Annotated in this window: 18 protein-coding genes; 11 read left to right on the top strand and 7 right to left on the bottom strand. The window is 42.3% G+C overall.

The window, feature by feature from the left end; genetic code table 11:
• Positions 1-53: 53 nt before the first annotated feature.
• From B6K83_RS09270 to B6K83_RS09250, 5 genes are all read right to left on the bottom strand, one after another.
• A complete protein-coding gene (locus B6K83_RS09270) occupies positions 54-2,012 on the bottom strand; it encodes a hypothetical protein (protein WP_139175521.1) in 1,959 nt (652 codons plus the stop codon).
• Between the two features lie 355 nt (positions 2,013-2,367).
• Entirely contained in the window at positions 2,368-2,751 is a 384-nt protein-coding gene (locus tag B6K83_RS09265) for a DUF2069 domain-containing protein (protein ID WP_085284641.1), read from the bottom strand.
• 6 nt (positions 2,752-2,757) lie between these two features.
• On the bottom strand, positions 2,758-3,108 hold the full coding sequence (gene arsC, locus B6K83_RS09260; RefSeq protein WP_085284640.1) for an arsenate reductase (glutaredoxin): 351 nt from the start codon (positions 3,106-3,108) through the stop codon (positions 2,758-2,760).
• 52 nt (positions 3,109-3,160) lie between these two features.
• Positions 3,161-4,618 (bottom strand): beta-barrel assembly-enhancing protease, encoded by a 1,458-nt coding sequence (bepA, locus tag B6K83_RS09255; protein WP_085284639.1) that lies wholly within the window; start codon positions 4,616-4,618, stop codon positions 3,161-3,163.
• 2 nt (positions 4,619-4,620) lie between these two features.
• On the bottom strand, positions 4,621-5,232 hold the full coding sequence (locus tag B6K83_RS09250; protein ID WP_085284638.1) for a hypothetical protein: 612 nt from the start codon (positions 5,230-5,232) through the stop codon (positions 4,621-4,623).
• A 109-nt stretch (positions 5,233-5,341) separates the two neighbouring features.
• Here B6K83_RS09250 and B6K83_RS09245 point away from each other — a divergent pair, with 109 nt between their 5' ends.
• From B6K83_RS09245 to B6K83_RS09195, 11 genes are all read left to right on the top strand, one after another.
• Positions 5,342-5,566, top strand: a complete 225-nt coding sequence (locus B6K83_RS09245) for a sulfurtransferase TusA family protein (RefSeq protein ID WP_085284637.1) — start codon at positions 5,342-5,344, stop codon at positions 5,564-5,566.
• Positions 5,567-5,571: 5 nt separating this feature from the next.
• The gene (locus B6K83_RS09240; protein ID WP_085284636.1) at positions 5,572-6,645 is read left to right on the top strand and encodes an AI-2E family transporter; all 1,074 of its coding nucleotides are present in this window, start codon (positions 5,572-5,574) and stop codon (positions 6,643-6,645) included.
• Positions 6,646-7,008: 363 nt separating this feature from the next.
• On the top strand, positions 7,009-7,353 hold the full coding sequence (locus tag B6K83_RS09235) for a c-type cytochrome (protein ID WP_085284635.1): 345 nt from the start codon (positions 7,009-7,011) through the stop codon (positions 7,351-7,353).
• On the top strand, positions 7,346-8,590 hold the full coding sequence (locus B6K83_RS09230) for a cytochrome D1 domain-containing protein (RefSeq protein WP_085284634.1): 1,245 nt from the start codon (positions 7,346-7,348) through the stop codon (positions 8,588-8,590). The genes B6K83_RS09235 and B6K83_RS09230 overlap by 8 nt, the downstream gene beginning before the upstream one ends.
• Before the next feature lies 1 nt (position 8,591).
• Entirely contained in the window at positions 8,592-9,104 is a 513-nt protein-coding gene (locus B6K83_RS09225) for an Lrp/AsnC family transcriptional regulator (protein ID WP_085284633.1), read from the top strand.
• A gap of 1 nt (position 9,105) precedes the next feature.
• Entirely contained in the window at positions 9,106-9,684 is a 579-nt protein-coding gene (gene ahbB, locus B6K83_RS09220; RefSeq protein WP_158088333.1) for a siroheme decarboxylase subunit beta, read from the top strand.
• A complete protein-coding gene (locus B6K83_RS09215; RefSeq protein ID WP_085284632.1) occupies positions 9,677-10,162 on the top strand; it encodes an Lrp/AsnC family transcriptional regulator in 486 nt (161 codons plus the stop codon). Before ahbB (B6K83_RS09220) ends, B6K83_RS09215 begins: the two co-directional genes overlap by 8 nt.
• Entirely contained in the window at positions 10,137-10,682 is a 546-nt protein-coding gene (gene ahbB / locus B6K83_RS09210) for a siroheme decarboxylase subunit beta (RefSeq protein ID WP_085284631.1), read from the top strand. The genes B6K83_RS09215 and ahbB (B6K83_RS09210) overlap by 26 nt, the downstream gene beginning before the upstream one ends.
• A gap of 74 nt (positions 10,683-10,756) precedes the next feature.
• Positions 10,757-11,953: a heme d1 biosynthesis radical SAM protein NirJ gene (nirJ, locus tag B6K83_RS09205; protein ID WP_085284630.1), complete on the top strand. Its 1,197-nt coding sequence runs from the start codon at positions 10,757-10,759 to the stop codon at positions 11,951-11,953.
• A gap of 119 nt (positions 11,954-12,072) precedes the next feature.
• Positions 12,073-12,945, top strand: a complete 873-nt coding sequence (gene cobA, locus B6K83_RS09200) for a uroporphyrinogen-III C-methyltransferase (RefSeq protein ID WP_085284629.1) — start codon at positions 12,073-12,075, stop codon at positions 12,943-12,945.
• 51 nt (positions 12,946-12,996) lie between these two features.
• The gene (locus tag B6K83_RS09195) at positions 12,997-14,643 is read left to right on the top strand and encodes a cytochrome D1 domain-containing protein (RefSeq protein WP_269844011.1); all 1,647 of its coding nucleotides are present in this window, start codon (positions 12,997-12,999) and stop codon (positions 14,641-14,643) included.
• Between the two features lie 257 nt (positions 14,644-14,900).
• On the opposite strand, the gene bcp is transcribed toward B6K83_RS09195, so the two are convergent.
• Together bcp and B6K83_RS09185 are read right to left on the bottom strand one after the other, a co-directional pair.
• A complete protein-coding gene (gene bcp, locus B6K83_RS09190; protein WP_408607204.1) occupies positions 14,901-15,368 on the bottom strand; it encodes a thioredoxin-dependent thiol peroxidase in 468 nt (155 codons plus the stop codon).
• Positions 15,369-15,554: 186 nt separating this feature from the next.
• Positions 15,555-16,082: a glycine cleavage system protein R gene (locus B6K83_RS09185; protein WP_085284627.1), complete on the bottom strand. Its 528-nt coding sequence runs from the start codon at positions 16,080-16,082 to the stop codon at positions 15,555-15,557.
• Positions 16,083-16,106 lie beyond the last annotated feature (24 nt).

Here is a 16,106-nt window from a genome sequence, read left to right as displayed (position 1 = left end):
TGCGCTTATTAATGTCCATTTATGTTAGCAAAAGTAGTGTAACAAAGTGCGCGCTATTGACGCTCTGGCATAGGTTTTTCATAAAATATGACTTGATTGCTGTTTAACTTACCTGCGTCGACACTGTTTATGGTGAGTTTGCGGGCGTTAATATTTGCCATGTTTTCGGTATCTAGGCTAGGACTGATGCCGAGGTTTTGTGTCCACGAACTTCCTACTTTCATAGCTATTGGTTCGGGTAAGTTGTTGATAATACTAGCGGCATAAGTAAATTCTGGCAATATCCGGCGGGTGACATATTCTACTCTGGGCTTGATATGTTGCTCGCCAATGCGGCCGCGCTGCCCCCAAGTGACTATGTAGTCTTCACCACTACTTTGCGGTTTATTTGTAACTGCAATGTCTCGGTCAACATCATAGCGCGCTTTCATCATAAGTGCGTCGAATAACATGGCGTAGTCTTCACGCTTACTTGAGTAATTGTAAAAGTGTGGCGCGTGTTCTGGACTAAAGAATAGTGCAACATCACTTGGCGTATAGTTTTTTTCATTTTCAGTCGCGGCTTCGCCATGAAAGCGTACTTGCGCTAAACGATACATTTCTTCGCCATGCAGTGGCAAAGCAGAGCTTAATTTATCTGACTCTATGCCACTCATAGCAAGCCTTTGATTGACGTTATCCAAGATACGTTCATTGCGATTTATTGAATGCCAAACGCTGGCTGGAAAATAATCATTGGCGTGGGCTAATTCGTGATACATCAAGGCAGCAAGTTGATAAACAAGGTCGTCGGCATCACGCGTTAACCTTAGCTGCTCAGGGTAGTGGTTAGTGCTATATTGATTGTTTTTAACATAGCGCCATGGCATAACAAAGTTGAGTGACTCTCCAAAGTTGCTGCGAAAGTCGGGCGCTTGATTGATGGTGTCTCTTTCATCAGGGGTTAACCATAAATTATTGGCATCTAAGTGTATAGCGCCGGTTACAGCCCAATAATACGATGGCCGGATATCATATGAAATAACAATTGCCGTGGTTGCACGCAGTAAATTTTTAAAATCATTATTTTGATCTGCATTTTGTAAAAACTCGGCAAACCTTTGTCCCATCCAATGGTGGGATACGAGCACCCGATCCATAATATCATTCACGCTAGGGGTTGTGGTATCTTGAGCAATCAGGGGCAGTTCATTGAATCGGCAACTGTTGTCAAAAGTAATACGGTTACTGTACACACAATCGACTAAAACATCTGCATAAGGTGAATTAGCATGATAAGGAAAAACCTTAGCAAGTCGAGATGGGTAGGCTGTGTTGTCACCACTGGTTATAGGGTCTGCACTTTCGATCAGTAATGCAACCGTATCTTGATATGCTTGACTGCCATTGCTGGCACTGACGGTAAAGCTAATTATACTGTCGGCACTGACGTCTGGTGCGGTAAAAAATACTGATTCTTTACCGGTACTTGTTTCGCTAAAGGTAACCTTTGGGCCTGATGTTTGTTGCCAGGTTATGCTATCACTGATTAGCTCAGCGTTGTCTAGGTATGCGCGCAGCGAAACTTTGCTGCCTTCTAGAGCTGCATGACCTAAGCGTACTGAGAGTTGGTTTACTTGTTCAGCTACCGATAGCGTGTGTGATAAATTTTCATTAACACCGTTACGGGTAAAACTGACTTGAAAACTATAATCACCCGCTTGGCTTGGTGTAAACGCGATCACTTTGCTGTGTTTAGCATGAAAAACGACCTCATGCCCTGCAGTTTGCTGCCATTCTATGTTGCTAAGCGTATCGTTTGGGTAATAAAGGATTAACTCGTGAGGTTGCGCTAGGCTGCTGTCTTGGTCAAGGGTAATGATACCGGTTTTTGTGACAACTGGGGTAAAGTCATCATCCGCTGAACTTTGGCTATTGTCTGAGCCACCGCCACAACCGACTAACATTATAGTGAGAAAAAATGTAAGCCGTAATGAACGGCTACTTGAAAATCCTTTTGAGCTAAGCTTCATAGTATATTTTCCATGATAATCATGTTTCATTAAACCAATAGACCAAGCCAAGCTTATACCACTTTCAATGCCTTTGTGAACCAGTAGCGATGAGGAAAATATAAAAACGTGTTAGCAAACGACCATCTAGGTATTGTTGCCATGAAAGCTGAGCTTTTAGATTCTCATGCCATATGTCAAAGGTGGTCGTGCAGGTCCAAGGTAGTGGCGGGCATTACTGATAGCTAAGGTATTATCTACAGGTTATTGCTCAGTAACAAGGTGGTGATGTCAAAGGCTAGCACTCACAAGGGGCTTTACTTAGAGTGCTAGTTTTATTGCGAACGAGCGGTTAGCTCTTGCTTTGTTCAGCTTTCTATTTACGTATGCTAAGACCCAGTTCTTGCCCACGATATTTAGCATAATAGCTAGCGGCAATAAACATGATAGTGGCTAGCAGTAACTCTGCCAATGCCCAGAGCTTTTCATCGGCTGATACCCAAAGCGTAGTTAAACTGTGTAAAAAGTAAATCATTACAATAAAATTTGACCAAGCATAGGTATAAGGGTTGCCTTGTACTAAACCTTTGATAGGCAGTAATAAAGGCAGTACAAACATAATAAGCGTTAACGGCGCAGACAATGCACTGCTATCACTGAGCACGATTAACCAAAGCGGCATATAAATCAGTAACGAAAAATAGGCCACTAAAGTAATTTTTTTTAGTGTTTTAGTAGATACTTTTTGAGTGTTGTTCATGTGTTGCTACTTTGCGCCAGAGATAAGTGTAAGCACGTTCTCGGGAGGGCGACCAATTACCGCACGCGTGCTATCGGTTACGATTGGGCGTTCCATCAGCTTTGGTGTTGCTACCATAGCAGCAATCAAGGTTTCATCGTCAGCCGCTGCTAGGTTTTGCTCTTTAAATTCACTTTCTTTGGTGCGCATCATCTCTACAGGAGAGAGCTTAAGTAAGCTTGCCAGTTCGGTAATTTGCGCTGCATTTAGTGGCGTTTTTAAGTACTCTACTACAGTCACGTCTTGATTGTGCTCTTCAAGCAGAGCTAAAGTTTGGCGGCTTTTTGAACAACGAGGGTTGTGGTAAATTGTAAGCATATCGTTCTCTTAAGTTAATATAAATGACTAAATAAATTAAATGTTTGCTCAATTATAAGCGTTTAAGTCTTGCTTGTTGTGCTTGTAATTGCAATATGCGGCCTTGCATGCGTTTTTTCAATAACCGATTATCTTGTGCATAGTTATAGCCGGTTTGTAATTCGTCTATTGCTTTAGGATAAGCGCCTAATAAGGCATAAACCTCGGCTTTAGTGGCGTGCATTAATGCTAGCTTATTTTGTTTTCGATACACAGTTGTTAATAAATCATTGGCAATGAAGTTTTGTGGGTTAAGGGTTAAATAATCCTGGAGCAGCATTTCGGCTTCACTATATTGCTTGGCCTCGGTCAATGCATTGGCATAATTGAGCGTTACTACCTGATTGTTAGGCATTAATAGGTTTAACTCTGCCAACATGTCTATGGCTTTTGAATAAGCTTTGACTGCAATATAGGCGTCGGTCAGCGCATCGGCATAAAACAGGTTCTTTTTGTCATTATGAAACAGGCTTTCCAGTTGCGTTATGGCCCGTTGGTACTCTTTATTTTCATAAAGGGCAAGCGCAAGACCATACTGGGCCGCGGCTTTTATCGCATAGCGTTGCTTGTCAATCTGTTGTTGATAATGTTGAATATTATCTTGCGCGTTGCCTTCATATCGGGCGCTAATGCGCGCTTTTGCCAATTCAAACTGTAAGCTTGGCGCTAATGGTCGCGGAAAATAGTTTTGTGCTCTGACTCTGGCGTCTGAAATCCTTGACTCAGGCAGAGGATGGGTTAATAACATCGCTGGGGGCTTCGAGGTATAGCGATACTTTTCCGCCATAATACTAAAAAAATCAGGGGCGCCTTGGGGGTTAAAGCCGCTATTGGCAAGTAACTCAATGCCTACTCGGTCGGCTTCTTTTTCGTTACCTCGGGTATAATTTATCCCCGCTTGTTGTGATGCTGCTATGGTGGTATTTAACGCCGCCATACCAACACTGGGGTTGATTAAAGTCAGTAACACGCCCGAGACTAAACCGGCCATGGTTAGTGGTTGAGCTCTGTTTTGCTCTTCTAGTCTTCGTGCTAGGTGACGTTGTGTTACATGCGATATTTCATGGGCAACGACAGAGGCGAGTTCACTTTCGGTGTTAGCTGTGGTGATTAAGCCGCTATGAATAGCAATATGACCGCCAAAAAACGCAAAGGCGTTTAATTCTTGGTTTTTTATGACAAAAAACTCAAAGCTATAATTTACGTCTTTCGCATGTCTTACTAAGCGGTTGCCTAAATCATTGATGTACTCTGTTAATACCGGGTCGTGTAATATTGGTTGTGAGGCGCGGATTTGACGCATCATTTCGCTACCAATTTGCCGCTCTTTTTCTATGGATAAGACACTAAAGCCCGCCGAGCCGATTTCAGGGAGTTTATTTCTATTGCTTTGTTCATTTGCTGCGAGGGCATAACTCGCCGTGGTACTAGCTAAAACAATAGCGATCAGTGCGGGTGCTAATTTAAACAAAGCTAACTTCCCATCGGCTTAGGTGGGTTAGTCGGGTCGGTTTTTTGTTCATGCTTTCGGTGGATCTCTTGACAAAACTCTGCAATTGAATAACCTTTTATTTCAACTATATCAAATGACTGCGTAAGTAAGTTAATTAACTCTTCGACGCGCTGATGTGTAAAGCGCAGCAGGGCATAATCTGCTTTATCGCCTTTTTGAAAGGTGTAGACAATAAAAGGGATCAAGGAGTTCAATCTAAACAACATTTGCATTGTTTTCGGTAACCATTGAATAAATGGGCACTGTGGATTATTAACTTGTACTTGTGAGACCGGCTCGTTATTTATGATTGGGTAGCAATGTAATTCATAGTCTTGCTCACTGTAATCATGATATAACATGATTTTCGGCTTCAATGATGGCTCGGCGTGGTTGTCATAATAGGCTTTATTCCAATTGTTTTTATCAAGCAATTGCTTATATGGGCTATCAAAGCCATGCGTCATTAGACTATCCATATCGCTAATTGCACTCATGGCCAATTGGTAGATACTTGGAATTTCGCCCCAATTAAGCTTTTTTTTGTAGGCGTTGATTTCTTTTAAACTGGGATTAACGGCAAGTTCACTCATTTAAGCTCTTTATCTTATTAAAAAATATCAAAAAGAATATCGCAATAGCATTGTAATCAATTGTCGCAAATTAGATAATTAAACTAAAGCTCTGACCCTATTTTTATTTATGATTTATAAGTACGATGCGACGCAAGATAAATGCCCAGTGCCTTTGGTAAATTTAAGGCTGATGCTGAGGAAGCTTACCAGTGCAGATCGTTGTTTAATACGTATTTGTGATAGCGGCTCAAAACAAGATATCCCTAAATTGCTCGCAAAAAAAGGCTTTTATTTTGAGCAGCGCAATATAGATAAAGATGTTGTTGAATTAATCATCACCACGGAAAAGTAATAATTATGGTTTCTCTGTTTAGCGATTGGTACAAAAGAAATTTCTCCGACCCAAGTGCTGTGACCTTGTTGGTGATCTTAATCTGTACCTTTTTATTTGTTTACTTCTTTAGTAATTTATTAATGCCAGTTTTTGTCGCGGTTGCGATCGCATTTTTACTTGATTTGCCGGTTAACAAGCTGACGCAGCTTGGTGCCTCGCGCGCATTTTCGGTGATGGTTGTGGTTTCTGCATTTGTCGGTTTATCCTTGTTGGGGATTTTAGGTTTAATGCCCGTTATATGGCAGCAAAGCAGCAACTTTCTGCAAGAAGTGCCCCATATGGTTGGGCAAGGGCATACCTATTTATTAACGCTACCGGAGCAATACCCTGAGTTAGTGAGCGCTGAGCACATTAGTCACGTTATAACCTTAGTCAATGACAAACTGATCGAGTGGGGACAGTTAGCGTTAAAAGCGTCACTTAATTCTATTTCTAATGTGGTGGCATTATTAATCTATCTTATCTTAGTGCCGTTAATGGTGTTTTTTTTCTTAAAAGATAAGCAAATTTTGTTCGATAGTGTACGCCAGTTTTTACCAAAAGATCGCCGAATGGCGAAGCAAGTTGGTATCGAAATGAACCAACAAATCATGAATTATATTCGTGGTAAATTAATCGAAATCATCATTATTGGTGCCGCGTCAACCATTGCCTTTATGTCTTTAGGGCTTAATTACCCCGTGCTACTAGGGGTATTGGTGGGGTTATCCGTATTAGTCCCTTATGTTGGGGCAACAATTGTTACCTTACCGGTAATGCTGGTGGCATTTTTTCAGTTTGGTGCCAGCGCCGAATTTGGTTATGTGATGTTAGCCTATGGCATTATTCAAGCCTTAGACGGTAACTTGCTCGTGCCACTTTTGTTTTCCGAAGCTGTCAACTTGCATCCGGTAACCATTATTATTGCCGTGATCTTGTTTGGTGGTTTATGGGGCTTTTGGGGGGTGTTTTTTGCGATACCCTTAGCCACCCTAGTCAAAGCGGTACTTAATGCTTGGTCAACCACTACCGGTCACGAAATAACCCCGAAACCTTAATTATTTAACTAAAGCCCAGATAAGGGCTTTAGTTTTTTATGCGGTCAAGATTAGTAATAGCCAATTTATTAAGGCTTAGCGTGCCAAGCTAATCATTATCCATTTTTATCATAAAACTCATGACCATTGCGGTTGTTTAATTAACTAACCGCAACCCACCTCGTTGTTATCTAGCGCAATATTCTGTTTGTATAAATTAATATTTTCTCAGACTTAGCCAAGCATCTAGCGACAGCTTTGCTTGTCGCAATCTGCCATTACTTAGTCCATTCAAACCTAACCATAGTGTGATTTAAATCAAAGCAAATAATTATTGCTATGCGAAAATTAACGGGCAATTAAGGTGTTGATAAGGGCATTAAAATGAAAGTTATACGAGGGGGCTTAACGGTATTTGTCAGTATAGCAAGCATACTGCTTTGTAGCGTTAAGGTGACTGCCGCTGAATTAACAGCAGATAGAGAGGCGCAGCTTGTCCATTTGTTGAAACAAGATTGTGGCTCGTGTCATGGCATGAGTTTAAAAGGCGGTTTAGGGCCACCGCTACTTGCCAGCGATATGCATAAACTACCAGTAGATGTAATTAAAAATACCATTTTATTTGGCCGTCCCGGTACAGCAATGCCGCCGTGGCAAAACATGTTAACAGAGCAAGAAGCATTATGGCTCAGCAAACAATTACAACAAGGTGTTAAAACTCATGATTAGTCTTAATAAGGTGCTTAAGGTAACATTTTTACTGTTAGTAACCAGTGCATGCTCTCAGTCAGTATCTGATTTACAGTCGCAAGCCCAATCAAAGCCAGCTACGACACTGCGCGCTACCGGTGATCTGGGTGTAGTCATCGAGCGAGCCACTTCACAAGTGCAAATTGTTAATCACACCCATAACAGTTCACTCAGTGTCATTGATGGCTTAGGTGATTTATCTCACGCGTCGATTGTTTATTCACGTGATCAGCGTTTTGCTTACATTTTTGCTCGTGATGGCGGCTTAACAAAGATTGATTTACTTAAAGATAAAATTACTAAGCGTATAATTCAATCGGGTAACAGTATTGGCGGGGCGATCAGCCAAGACGGTAAATTAATCGCCGTTTCAAACTATAGCCCAGGTGGCGTGAAAGTTTTTGATAGTGAAACGTTAGATCTCGTAGCCACTATTGATAGCACTGAATTAACCCATAAAAGCAAAAATGCCGATGGTAGCTATGTACGCTCTAAGGTGGTGGGTTTAGTTGACGCCCCAGGCCAAAAATTTGTCTTTAGTTTATTTGACAGTAATGAAATTTGGATTGCAGATTTTTCTCAGCCTGAAATGACCTTAAGCAAATTTGACAATATAGGTAAAGCGCCTTATGACGCGCTAATTAGCCCAGATGGTCGCTATTATATCGCTGGTTTGTTTGGTGAAGACGGCTTAGCCATGCTTGATTTATGGCATACAGAACGCGGTGTGCAACGTATCTTACCCAATTATGGTAAAGGCAATAAAAAACTGCCGGTTTATAAAATGCCACACTTAGAAGGCTGGGCGATGGCAGGTGATTATGCGTTTTTACCAGCAGTTGGTCAGCATAAAGTGCTAGTGGTGGATACTAAAACTTGGCAACAAGTGGATGAGATTAACGTGCATAGCCAGCCGATATTTGTTATGGCACAACCAGATAACCGTCAAATTTGGGTCAACTTTGCTTACCCCGACAATAACACCATTCAAGTCTTTAATACCCAAAGCTTTGCGCTTGTAAAAACACTAACCCCAGGGCCGGCGGTATTGCATATGGAGTTTACGCCGCGCGGTGAGCATGTTTGGTTGTCGGTGCGTGATAGCAATGAGGTGCATGTTTATGATACTGCAACACAAAATTTAGTGGAAAAACTGCCGGTTACTAGCCCAAGTGGTATTTTCTTTACTAATCGTGCCCACCAAATAGGGTTGTAATATGTCGCTGATATTAACCGAATTACAACAAAATATTATTAATGCCTACCAAAAAGGTTTTCCCTTGGTGGCACGACCCTATCAAGTACTCGCTGAGCAGTTTAATAGCAGCGAAGCACAAGTGCTTGCCGCAATTCGCCAGTTAGATGAAGCCGGTGCATTATCCAGAGTTGGGGCTGTATTTAACCATAAAAAAGCCGGCGCTAGTACCTTGGCCGCGCTTGCCGTACCAGCGGCTGAGCTTGATAGGGTAGCGGAAATTGTTAATCAGTTTGATGAGGTTAACCATAATTATGAGCGCGAGCATAGTTACAACCTTTGGTTTGTGGTAACCGCTTATGATGAAAATGCACTAGCACAAGTGCTAACAAAAATAAGTGAGTTAACCGGTTTACCCGTACTTAAGCTACCGATGGAAGCCGCGTACCATATCGATTTAGCCTTTTCCATAAATTTTGCCACACCGTCATTTAGCACTAGCACGGCACATGCGCAAATTAGCCAAGGTCATTAATATGAGTCAGTTAGCCAATGTTTTAAACATTACCAAGGCGCCACAGCCAAGTTGCCAAGCGCAACGCTTAACAGCAAGCAAGTCGTTATCAGCGAGGCAACAGCAAGAACTGCGCGCCATTTTAGAGCAAGGGTTACCTCAGGTGGCCCAGCCTTATTTAGCCATTGCCGAGCAAATTAACGCAAGCCCTGACCAGGTGCTAGCGCAAATCGCACTTTGGCAAGAGCAAGGCTTAATTAAACGCTTTGGTTTAGTGGTCAAGCATCGTCAATTAGGGTTTAAAGCCAATGCTATGGTGGTGTGGGATATAGCCGATGAACAGGTAGATGCGGTAGCCAAGTTATTGTCAAGCTGCCCTGAAGTTTCATTGTGTTATCGTCGGCCGCGCCGCTTGCCTGATTGGCGCTATAACTTGTTCTGTATGATCCATGGCACAGATCGGGCAATCGTAGAGGCACAAATTGCTGCCATTGTTGACAAGTTTGCGCTGCAAGCGGTTAACAAAGATATTTTGTTTAGCGTGAAAGCCTACAAGCAACAAGGGGCGCGTTACACAAAAAAAGGAAATTGTCATGGATAAACAATCGCGACAGGCAACAACGCCAGTGGCTGAGTTAACGGCGTTAGACAAGCGCATTATTAATTTATTACAGCGTGGTTTGCCAGTTGTTGAACGACCATTTTTAGAAATAGCCCAGCAACTTGGTTGCCATGAAGACGAGGTGCTGGAGCGTTTAAACCACTTAATGACCAATAAAGTATTAACACGCTTTGGTCCTATGTTTGACGCTGTTTGTTTAGGTGGTGCCTTTACTTTAGCTGCGTTAGCTGTGCCAGAGCCTGAGTTTGAACGCGTGACTGAACAAGTGAACAGTTTTGATGAAGTTGCTCATAACTATCGCCGAAGTCACGACTTTAACATGTGGTTTGTGGTGGGTGCTGAGTCAGCTGAACAAGTCAATAATGTGATCAATGACATTGAAAGTAAAACGGGCTTACCCGTGCTTAATACGCCAAAATTAGAAGAATTTTATGTGCAATTATACCTGCCCGCCTAAGGCGAAGTTAACCGAACTTGAGCGCCAATATGTATTGTTAACGCAATCCGGTTTACCAATTGTTGCTCAGCCATATCATTTTATCGCTGAGCGACTACACATCTCAGTGGCTGATGTGCTGGCGATGACAAAGGATTTAAAGGCGCGCGGCGTCATTCGTCGCATTGCCGCGGTGCCAAATCATTATAAATTGGGTTATCGCTATAACGGCATGACAGTATGGGACGTGCAAGATGAGCATGTTCAAGCGTTTGGTCAGGCAGTGGGCCGCTTACCTTTTGTGAGTCATTGTTACTTACGCCCACGGCATTTACCGCGTTGGAACTATAACTTATTTGCCATGGTGCATGGTAAAACCGCCGAACAAGTGCAGCAATATCGAATCCAAATCAAAGATTTACTCGAAAATGTTTTGCAGCTTAGAAACGATGACATAGATCAAGCAAGGTCATATCAAAGCAATGATATCTTAATCAGCACAGAGATATTAAAAAAAACGGGCTTGCGATTAAAGCGCTAGCACTTATACAACACTCAATTTGTTTGGCTTTGCGATAAGGTTTAAGCAAGTTACCCTGAAAAGGATCAATGCAGATGTTTAGAATTTCACAACTATTAAAAACATTTCACCAAGACTTACCGGCAAATAAAGCTCATAAAATGCCAGGCCCTGTGGTTATTTGGAACTTGATCCGCCGCTGTAATCTCCGTTGCCAGCATTGTTATTCAACGTCGCTAGATATTGACTTCAAAGACGAGTTAAGCACAGCGCAAGTAAAAGCCACCATTGATGATTTAAAAGTAGCGCAAGTGCCGGTATTAATATTTTCAGGTGGCGAACCCTTATTACGGCCTGATATTTTCGAAATTACCGCCTACGCAAAAGCAAAAGGCTTTTATGTTGCATTATCGACCAATGGTACCTTAATCAATGAAGATAATATCGAGCAAATAAAAGCCGCTGATTATCAATACGTTGGCATCAGTATTGACGGTTTAGAAGATTTTCATGATGAGTTTCGTCGCCAAAAAGGCTGTTTTCAAGAGTCGATGAAAGCCATTGATTTATGTAAAGCCGCCGGCATTAAAATTGGCATGCGCTTATGTTTAACTCGTGATAATTTTGCCGACTTGCCGAAAGTACTGGATTTAATGGAAGAGAAAAAAGTCGATAAGTTTTATTTGTCCCATTTAAATTACTCTGGTCGTGGTAAGCGCAGCGCCGAAAACGATGCCATGTTTAAAATGACTAAAGCGGCAATGGAAATGCTATTTCAACGCGCTTGGTCACACATTACTCAAGGAATAGAGACGGATTTTGTGACGGGTAATAATGATGCTGATGGTCCGTTTCTGTTGCAATGGGTTAAGCGCGAATTTGGCGATAAATACGCTGGGCGCATCGCAAATTTAGAGCAGCGCTTAATCAATTGGGGGGGGAACGCCAGTGGCGTTAACGTCGCGAATATTGATAACACGGGCACAATTCACCCCGATACTTATTGGTGGGGGCACGCACTTGGCAATGTAAAAAATGACAAGTTTTCTGAAATATGGAAAAACACGCAAGATCCTCTCATGCTCGGTTTTAGAGAGCAGCCAAGGCCAGTAAAAGGGCGTTGTCGGGCTTGCCAATATTTAGCCATTTGTGGTGGCAATACCCGCACCCGCGCGTTTGCACAAACCGGCGATGTTTGGGCCGAAGACCCAGGTTGTTACTTAACCGACGCGGAAATAGGCGTCGAGACAAAACAACAATCCGCTGAGCATATTCCATGCGTAGCGCTGTAGCGCAAGTTAGCACAGTAAACAAACTTAGCTCAATTATGACTAAGTTATTTAAATAAAATTTTATAAGGTTGAAGGTTTTAATTCTATAATGGAATAAAGAGCCTTAAGGTAGTCTAGACATGAACCAGTTAACAAATATAAATCAAAATAGCGCAAGCGTATTACAAAACATGAAACGACAAGCACACTTAGCACCAGGTGAAGTTGCGCTTGTTGGCGCTGGCCCTGGCGACCCTGAGTTACTTACTATTCGTGCTTTGCGCTTTATTGAGCAAGCAGACGTGGCAATTTATGATCGCTTAGTCAGTGACGAAATCATGGCGTTGTTACCCGCCGATTGCGAACGTTTTTATGTGGGCAAAGAGCAGGCTAAACATTGTGTACCGCAAGGCAAAATAAATGAATTACTGGTGCAATATGCACAACAAGGCAAAAAGGTGCTTAGGCTCAAAGGTGGTGACCCCTTTATCTTCGGGCGTGGCGGTGAAGAAGCCGAGTTTTTGCTGCAACATGGGGTAAGTTGCCACCTATGCCCAGGCATTACTGCAGCGTCAGGTTGCACCACCTATGCCGGTATCCCATTAACACACCGAGGCGTAGCGCAAGGTTGTACCTTTATTACGGGTCACATGCAAAATGATGGACAATTAAACTTACCTTGGCAAAGCTTAAGTTGCAGCAGCCAAACCGTGGTGTTTTATATGGGAATTAACACCTTAGCAAGCATAACTGAGCAATTGATCAAACACGGTCGCGATGCCAAGACACCAGCAGCGCTGATCCGCAAGGGGACACAACCTGAGCAGCAAATTTTTCGCGGCGATATTGCTTCACTGTCAGCGCTAGTTGAGCAACATAAAATCACGCCACCAACCCTGATTATTATTGGTGATGTGGTTAATCAGTTGACCGATACCACCTTGACTAAGCCTGGATTTTTAGATGCTGCGCATTATCAAGCACAAATGCAACTCGCGGCAAAAGTGGGTTAATTAAACCGCACTAGTTTTCAGCTTAGAATTATTTGTCAGGTGTAATATTTTATGAAAACCAAGATCAAACCAGCAAAACGGTTATGTGGTGCGCTTAAGTCAGGCTTGCTGATGTCGTTATTACTTGTCCCAACAAGTGCAAGCCTAGCGTCAAACAATGACGTAGTCACGCTACGCAATGGCGCAACAAACACCCATGCTAAACAACTTTATCAACAACACTGTCAAAGTTGCCATGGCGTTGATCGTATGGGAGCTATGGGGCCCGCTTTATTTCCAGAAAACTTATCACGCTTGCGGAAAAATAAAGCCATTGATGTTATTCAATATGGTCGACCTGCCACGCAAATGCCCGGCTTTAGTGAGCAACTTAATAGCGCACAAACGCAGCAACTAGTTGACTACATTTACACTCAACCTAAAGAGCAACCGCAATGGTCTTTGGCAGATATTAAAGCCAGTAACATTCAGCATTATCAGCAGAGTAAACTTGGTAATAAACCATTATTTTCCGCTGATTTAATGAATTTATTTATTGTCGTTGAGCTTGGCGATCATTCCGCGACGTTATTAAATGGCGATACCTTCACGCCAATAACACGCTTTAAAACTCGCTATGCTTTGCATGGCGGGCCAAAGTACTCCCCTGATGGGCGTTATGTCTATTTTGCTTCTCGTGATGGCTGGATAAGTAAATACGATATTTATAATATGAAAATCGTTTCAGAAGTGCGTGCCGGCATAAATACGCGAAACCTCGCGGTATCATCAGACGGTAAATACGCCATTGTCGGTAACTATCTACCACATAATATTGTGATTTTAGACACCAAAGACTTATCGCCGATCAAAACTATCGCCACGATTGACAGTGAAGGCGTCAGCTCACGGGTAAGCGCTGTTTATAATGCGCCACCACGTCATAGCTTTATTGTCGCATTAAAAGATGTCAAAGAAGTGTGGGAAATTCCTTATAGCGCTGAAGGCGGTGTTGAGGTTTATAAGGGCTGGGCGCACGATTACCGTAAAGATAGCGGCGAAGGTAAAGTTGAAGATTGGCAAGTAACAGAAAGTTTTCCGATACGGCGTATTCGCACCGCTGACTTTTTAGATGACTTCTTTTTTGACCCTGAATATATTCATTTGATCGGCGCGTCTCGTGACAGCCATAACGGTCAGGTGATTAATTTAGACGCCAAGAAAAAAGTTGCCACTATTGCCATGGCAGGCATGCCGCATTTAGGCTCTGGTATTACTTGGGACTATCAAGGTAAAAGCGTTTTTGCGTCACCTAATATCAAAGAAGGGCGAGTTTCAGTCATTGACATGCACAGTTGGCAAGTGATCAAAGAAATTGAAACCCTAGGGCCGGGCTTTTTTATGCGCAGCCACAGTAACTCGCCTTATGCTTGGGTTGACGTATTTTTTGGCCCTAACAAAGATAAAGTGCATGTGATTAATAAAAGCACCTTAGAGATAGTAAAAACCTTGACGCCTGTGCCGGGTAAAACCGCCGCTCACGTCGAATTTACCAAAGATGGTCAATATGTGCTGCTCAGCATTTGGGATAATGATGGCGCATTAATAGTCTATGACGCCAACACCTTGACAGAAGTTAAACGTTTACCTATGAAAAAGCCGTCAGGCAAATATAACGTTTATAATAAAATCAACTATGAAAAGGGTACAAGTCACTAGCCTTGCTTGATTTAGCTTGCCATAACGTGCTGCAATAAAAAGGCTTAACAGTTTTTTGTTAAGCCTTTTGGGGCATTTTTTAACGGACAGTCGCTGACTTTACTTGGTGGCGTTTTATCGACAACGGACTTATCAACTCGCCCGTTTAGGTCGTCTAACTCTATTTACAGCCACTTGTAGCATAATCAAACTAAGTGGTAAATCCGCAGCCAATGCTAGCTCAGCTATTGGTTTATCTATGCGTAACGTTAAAGCCATTACTGGCTTTGTAAAAAATCTAATACCACTTCATGATGATTTTTGGTTTTAAACTTGTTGAATACATGCTCAATATTGCCACTTTCATCAACAAGGAAGCTAGTGCGAACTACTCCCATATTTTCTCGGCCCATGAACTTTTTCAACTGCCAAACCTGGTACTTCTCACAAACAAGATGGTCTTCATCTGCCAGTAAGGTAAAGTTAAGCTCTTGCTTATTTGTAAAGTTTGTGAGTTTTTTTGGGGTATCAGGGCTAATACCCAGCACAACCACATTCAGTGCATCTAACTCAGCCTTAGTGTCTCGTAACCCTTGCGCTTGTACAGTGCAACCTGGTGTGCTTGCGCGTGGGTAAAAATAAACCAACACCTTTTTACCTTTAAATTCAGATAAGGTTACAGGGTTAGAGTTTTGATCTAAGAGGGTAAAGTCAGGGGCTACTTGGCCAACTTCGATTGCCATAATGTTTTTCCTTTTGTTGATCAGCTGTTGAATGCTTTTGACCTGCTCGGCCAGCGCAACTTACGCTTTTGCATTAAACGTAAACGATATGTTTTATTATAAAAACCTGCCAGCGTGAGCTTTCACTTTGGTAAAGGTGTTAAAAAAAAACGCCGTGTCGCGAATAACTAGTACTTTTATATCGCGCTGCTAAAATAAATTGGTTTGAATTTTTTTTATGCAGCCTTGCACGTCAAATTGCTCACATAATTGTAAAAAATCACTCTCAAGTTGCTCGATACTGGTTTCTTCCATCAGCGCAATTTGTATTGCTGCGCTCATGTGGTTATCTTTTTGATTAATTTCCGACTTTAACGAAGAGATATCAATATTACGGGTGGCAAAAAATGCGGTAACGGCTTTTAGTATGCCGGGTTGGTCTATACCGGCATACTCCACCTGGTAATGATGAACAAAGTCTTGCTCTTTATAGCCAGTGGTGCGCTTCATCATGGTAATAAGCTCTAACTCATGTGCTACCGCAGGCAACTTAGACTCTAAGTGATGAATGGCTTTGTTGGTACCGTTAAGTAACATAATTAAGGTAAAATCTACACCATATAGCGCCATTTTGCTGTCAATAATGTTACAGTCGCATTCACTGGCTAGCTTGATTAAGTCACTGACACTGCCTGTGCGATCTGGCCCCATAGCCGTTAATATTAAATATTCGCTCATCAATAAACCTAACTATCAAAAAAT

Source organism: Colwellia chukchiensis, assembly GCF_002104455.1.
GTDB lineage: Bacteria > Pseudomonadota > Gammaproteobacteria > Enterobacterales > Alteromonadaceae > Cognaticolwellia > Cognaticolwellia chukchiensis.
This window is presented reverse-complemented; position numbering and strand designations above follow the sequence as displayed.

Bases quoted from the DNA above. Each gene is read 5' to 3' on its own strand.
- B6K83_RS09270 (WP_139175521.1), bottom strand. From the start codon at position 2,012: ATGAAGCTTAGCTCAAAAGGATTTTCAAGTAGCCGTTCATTACGGCTT.
- B6K83_RS09265 (WP_085284641.1), bottom strand. From the start codon at position 2,751: ATGAACAACACTCAAAAAGTATCTACTAAAACACTAAAAAAAATTACT.
- arsC (WP_085284640.1), bottom strand. From the start codon at position 3,108: ATGCTTACAATTTACCACAACCCTCGTTGTTCAAAAAGCCGCCAAACT.
- B6K83_RS09250 (WP_085284638.1), bottom strand. From the start codon at position 5,232: ATGAGTGAACTTGCCGTTAATCCCAGTTTAAAAGAAATCAACGCCTAC.
- B6K83_RS09245 (WP_085284637.1), top strand. From the start codon at position 5,342: ATGATTTATAAGTACGATGCGACGCAAGATAAATGCCCAGTGCCTTTG.
- B6K83_RS09240 (WP_085284636.1), top strand. From the start codon at position 5,572: ATGGTTTCTCTGTTTAGCGATTGGTACAAAAGAAATTTCTCCGACCCA.
- B6K83_RS09235 (WP_085284635.1), top strand. From the start codon at position 7,009: ATGAAAGTTATACGAGGGGGCTTAACGGTATTTGTCAGTATAGCAAGC.
- B6K83_RS09230 (WP_085284634.1), top strand. From the start codon at position 7,346: ATGATTAGTCTTAATAAGGTGCTTAAGGTAACATTTTTACTGTTAGTA.
- B6K83_RS09225 (WP_085284633.1), top strand. From the start codon at position 8,592: ATGTCGCTGATATTAACCGAATTACAACAAAATATTATTAATGCCTAC.
- ahbB (WP_158088333.1), top strand. From the start codon at position 9,106: ATGAGTCAGTTAGCCAATGTTTTAAACATTACCAAGGCGCCACAGCCA.
- B6K83_RS09215 (WP_085284632.1), top strand. From the start codon at position 9,677: ATGGATAAACAATCGCGACAGGCAACAACGCCAGTGGCTGAGTTAACG.
- ahbB (WP_085284631.1), top strand. From the start codon at position 10,137: ATGTGCAATTATACCTGCCCGCCTAAGGCGAAGTTAACCGAACTTGAG.
- nirJ (WP_085284630.1), top strand. From the start codon at position 10,757: ATGTTTAGAATTTCACAACTATTAAAAACATTTCACCAAGACTTACCG.
- cobA (WP_085284629.1), top strand. From the start codon at position 12,073: ATGAACCAGTTAACAAATATAAATCAAAATAGCGCAAGCGTATTACAA.
- B6K83_RS09195 (WP_269844011.1), top strand. From the start codon at position 12,997: ATGAAAACCAAGATCAAACCAGCAAAACGGTTATGTGGTGCGCTTAAG.
- B6K83_RS09185 (WP_085284627.1), bottom strand. From the start codon at position 16,082: ATGAGCGAATATTTAATATTAACGGCTATGGGGCCAGATCGCACAGGC.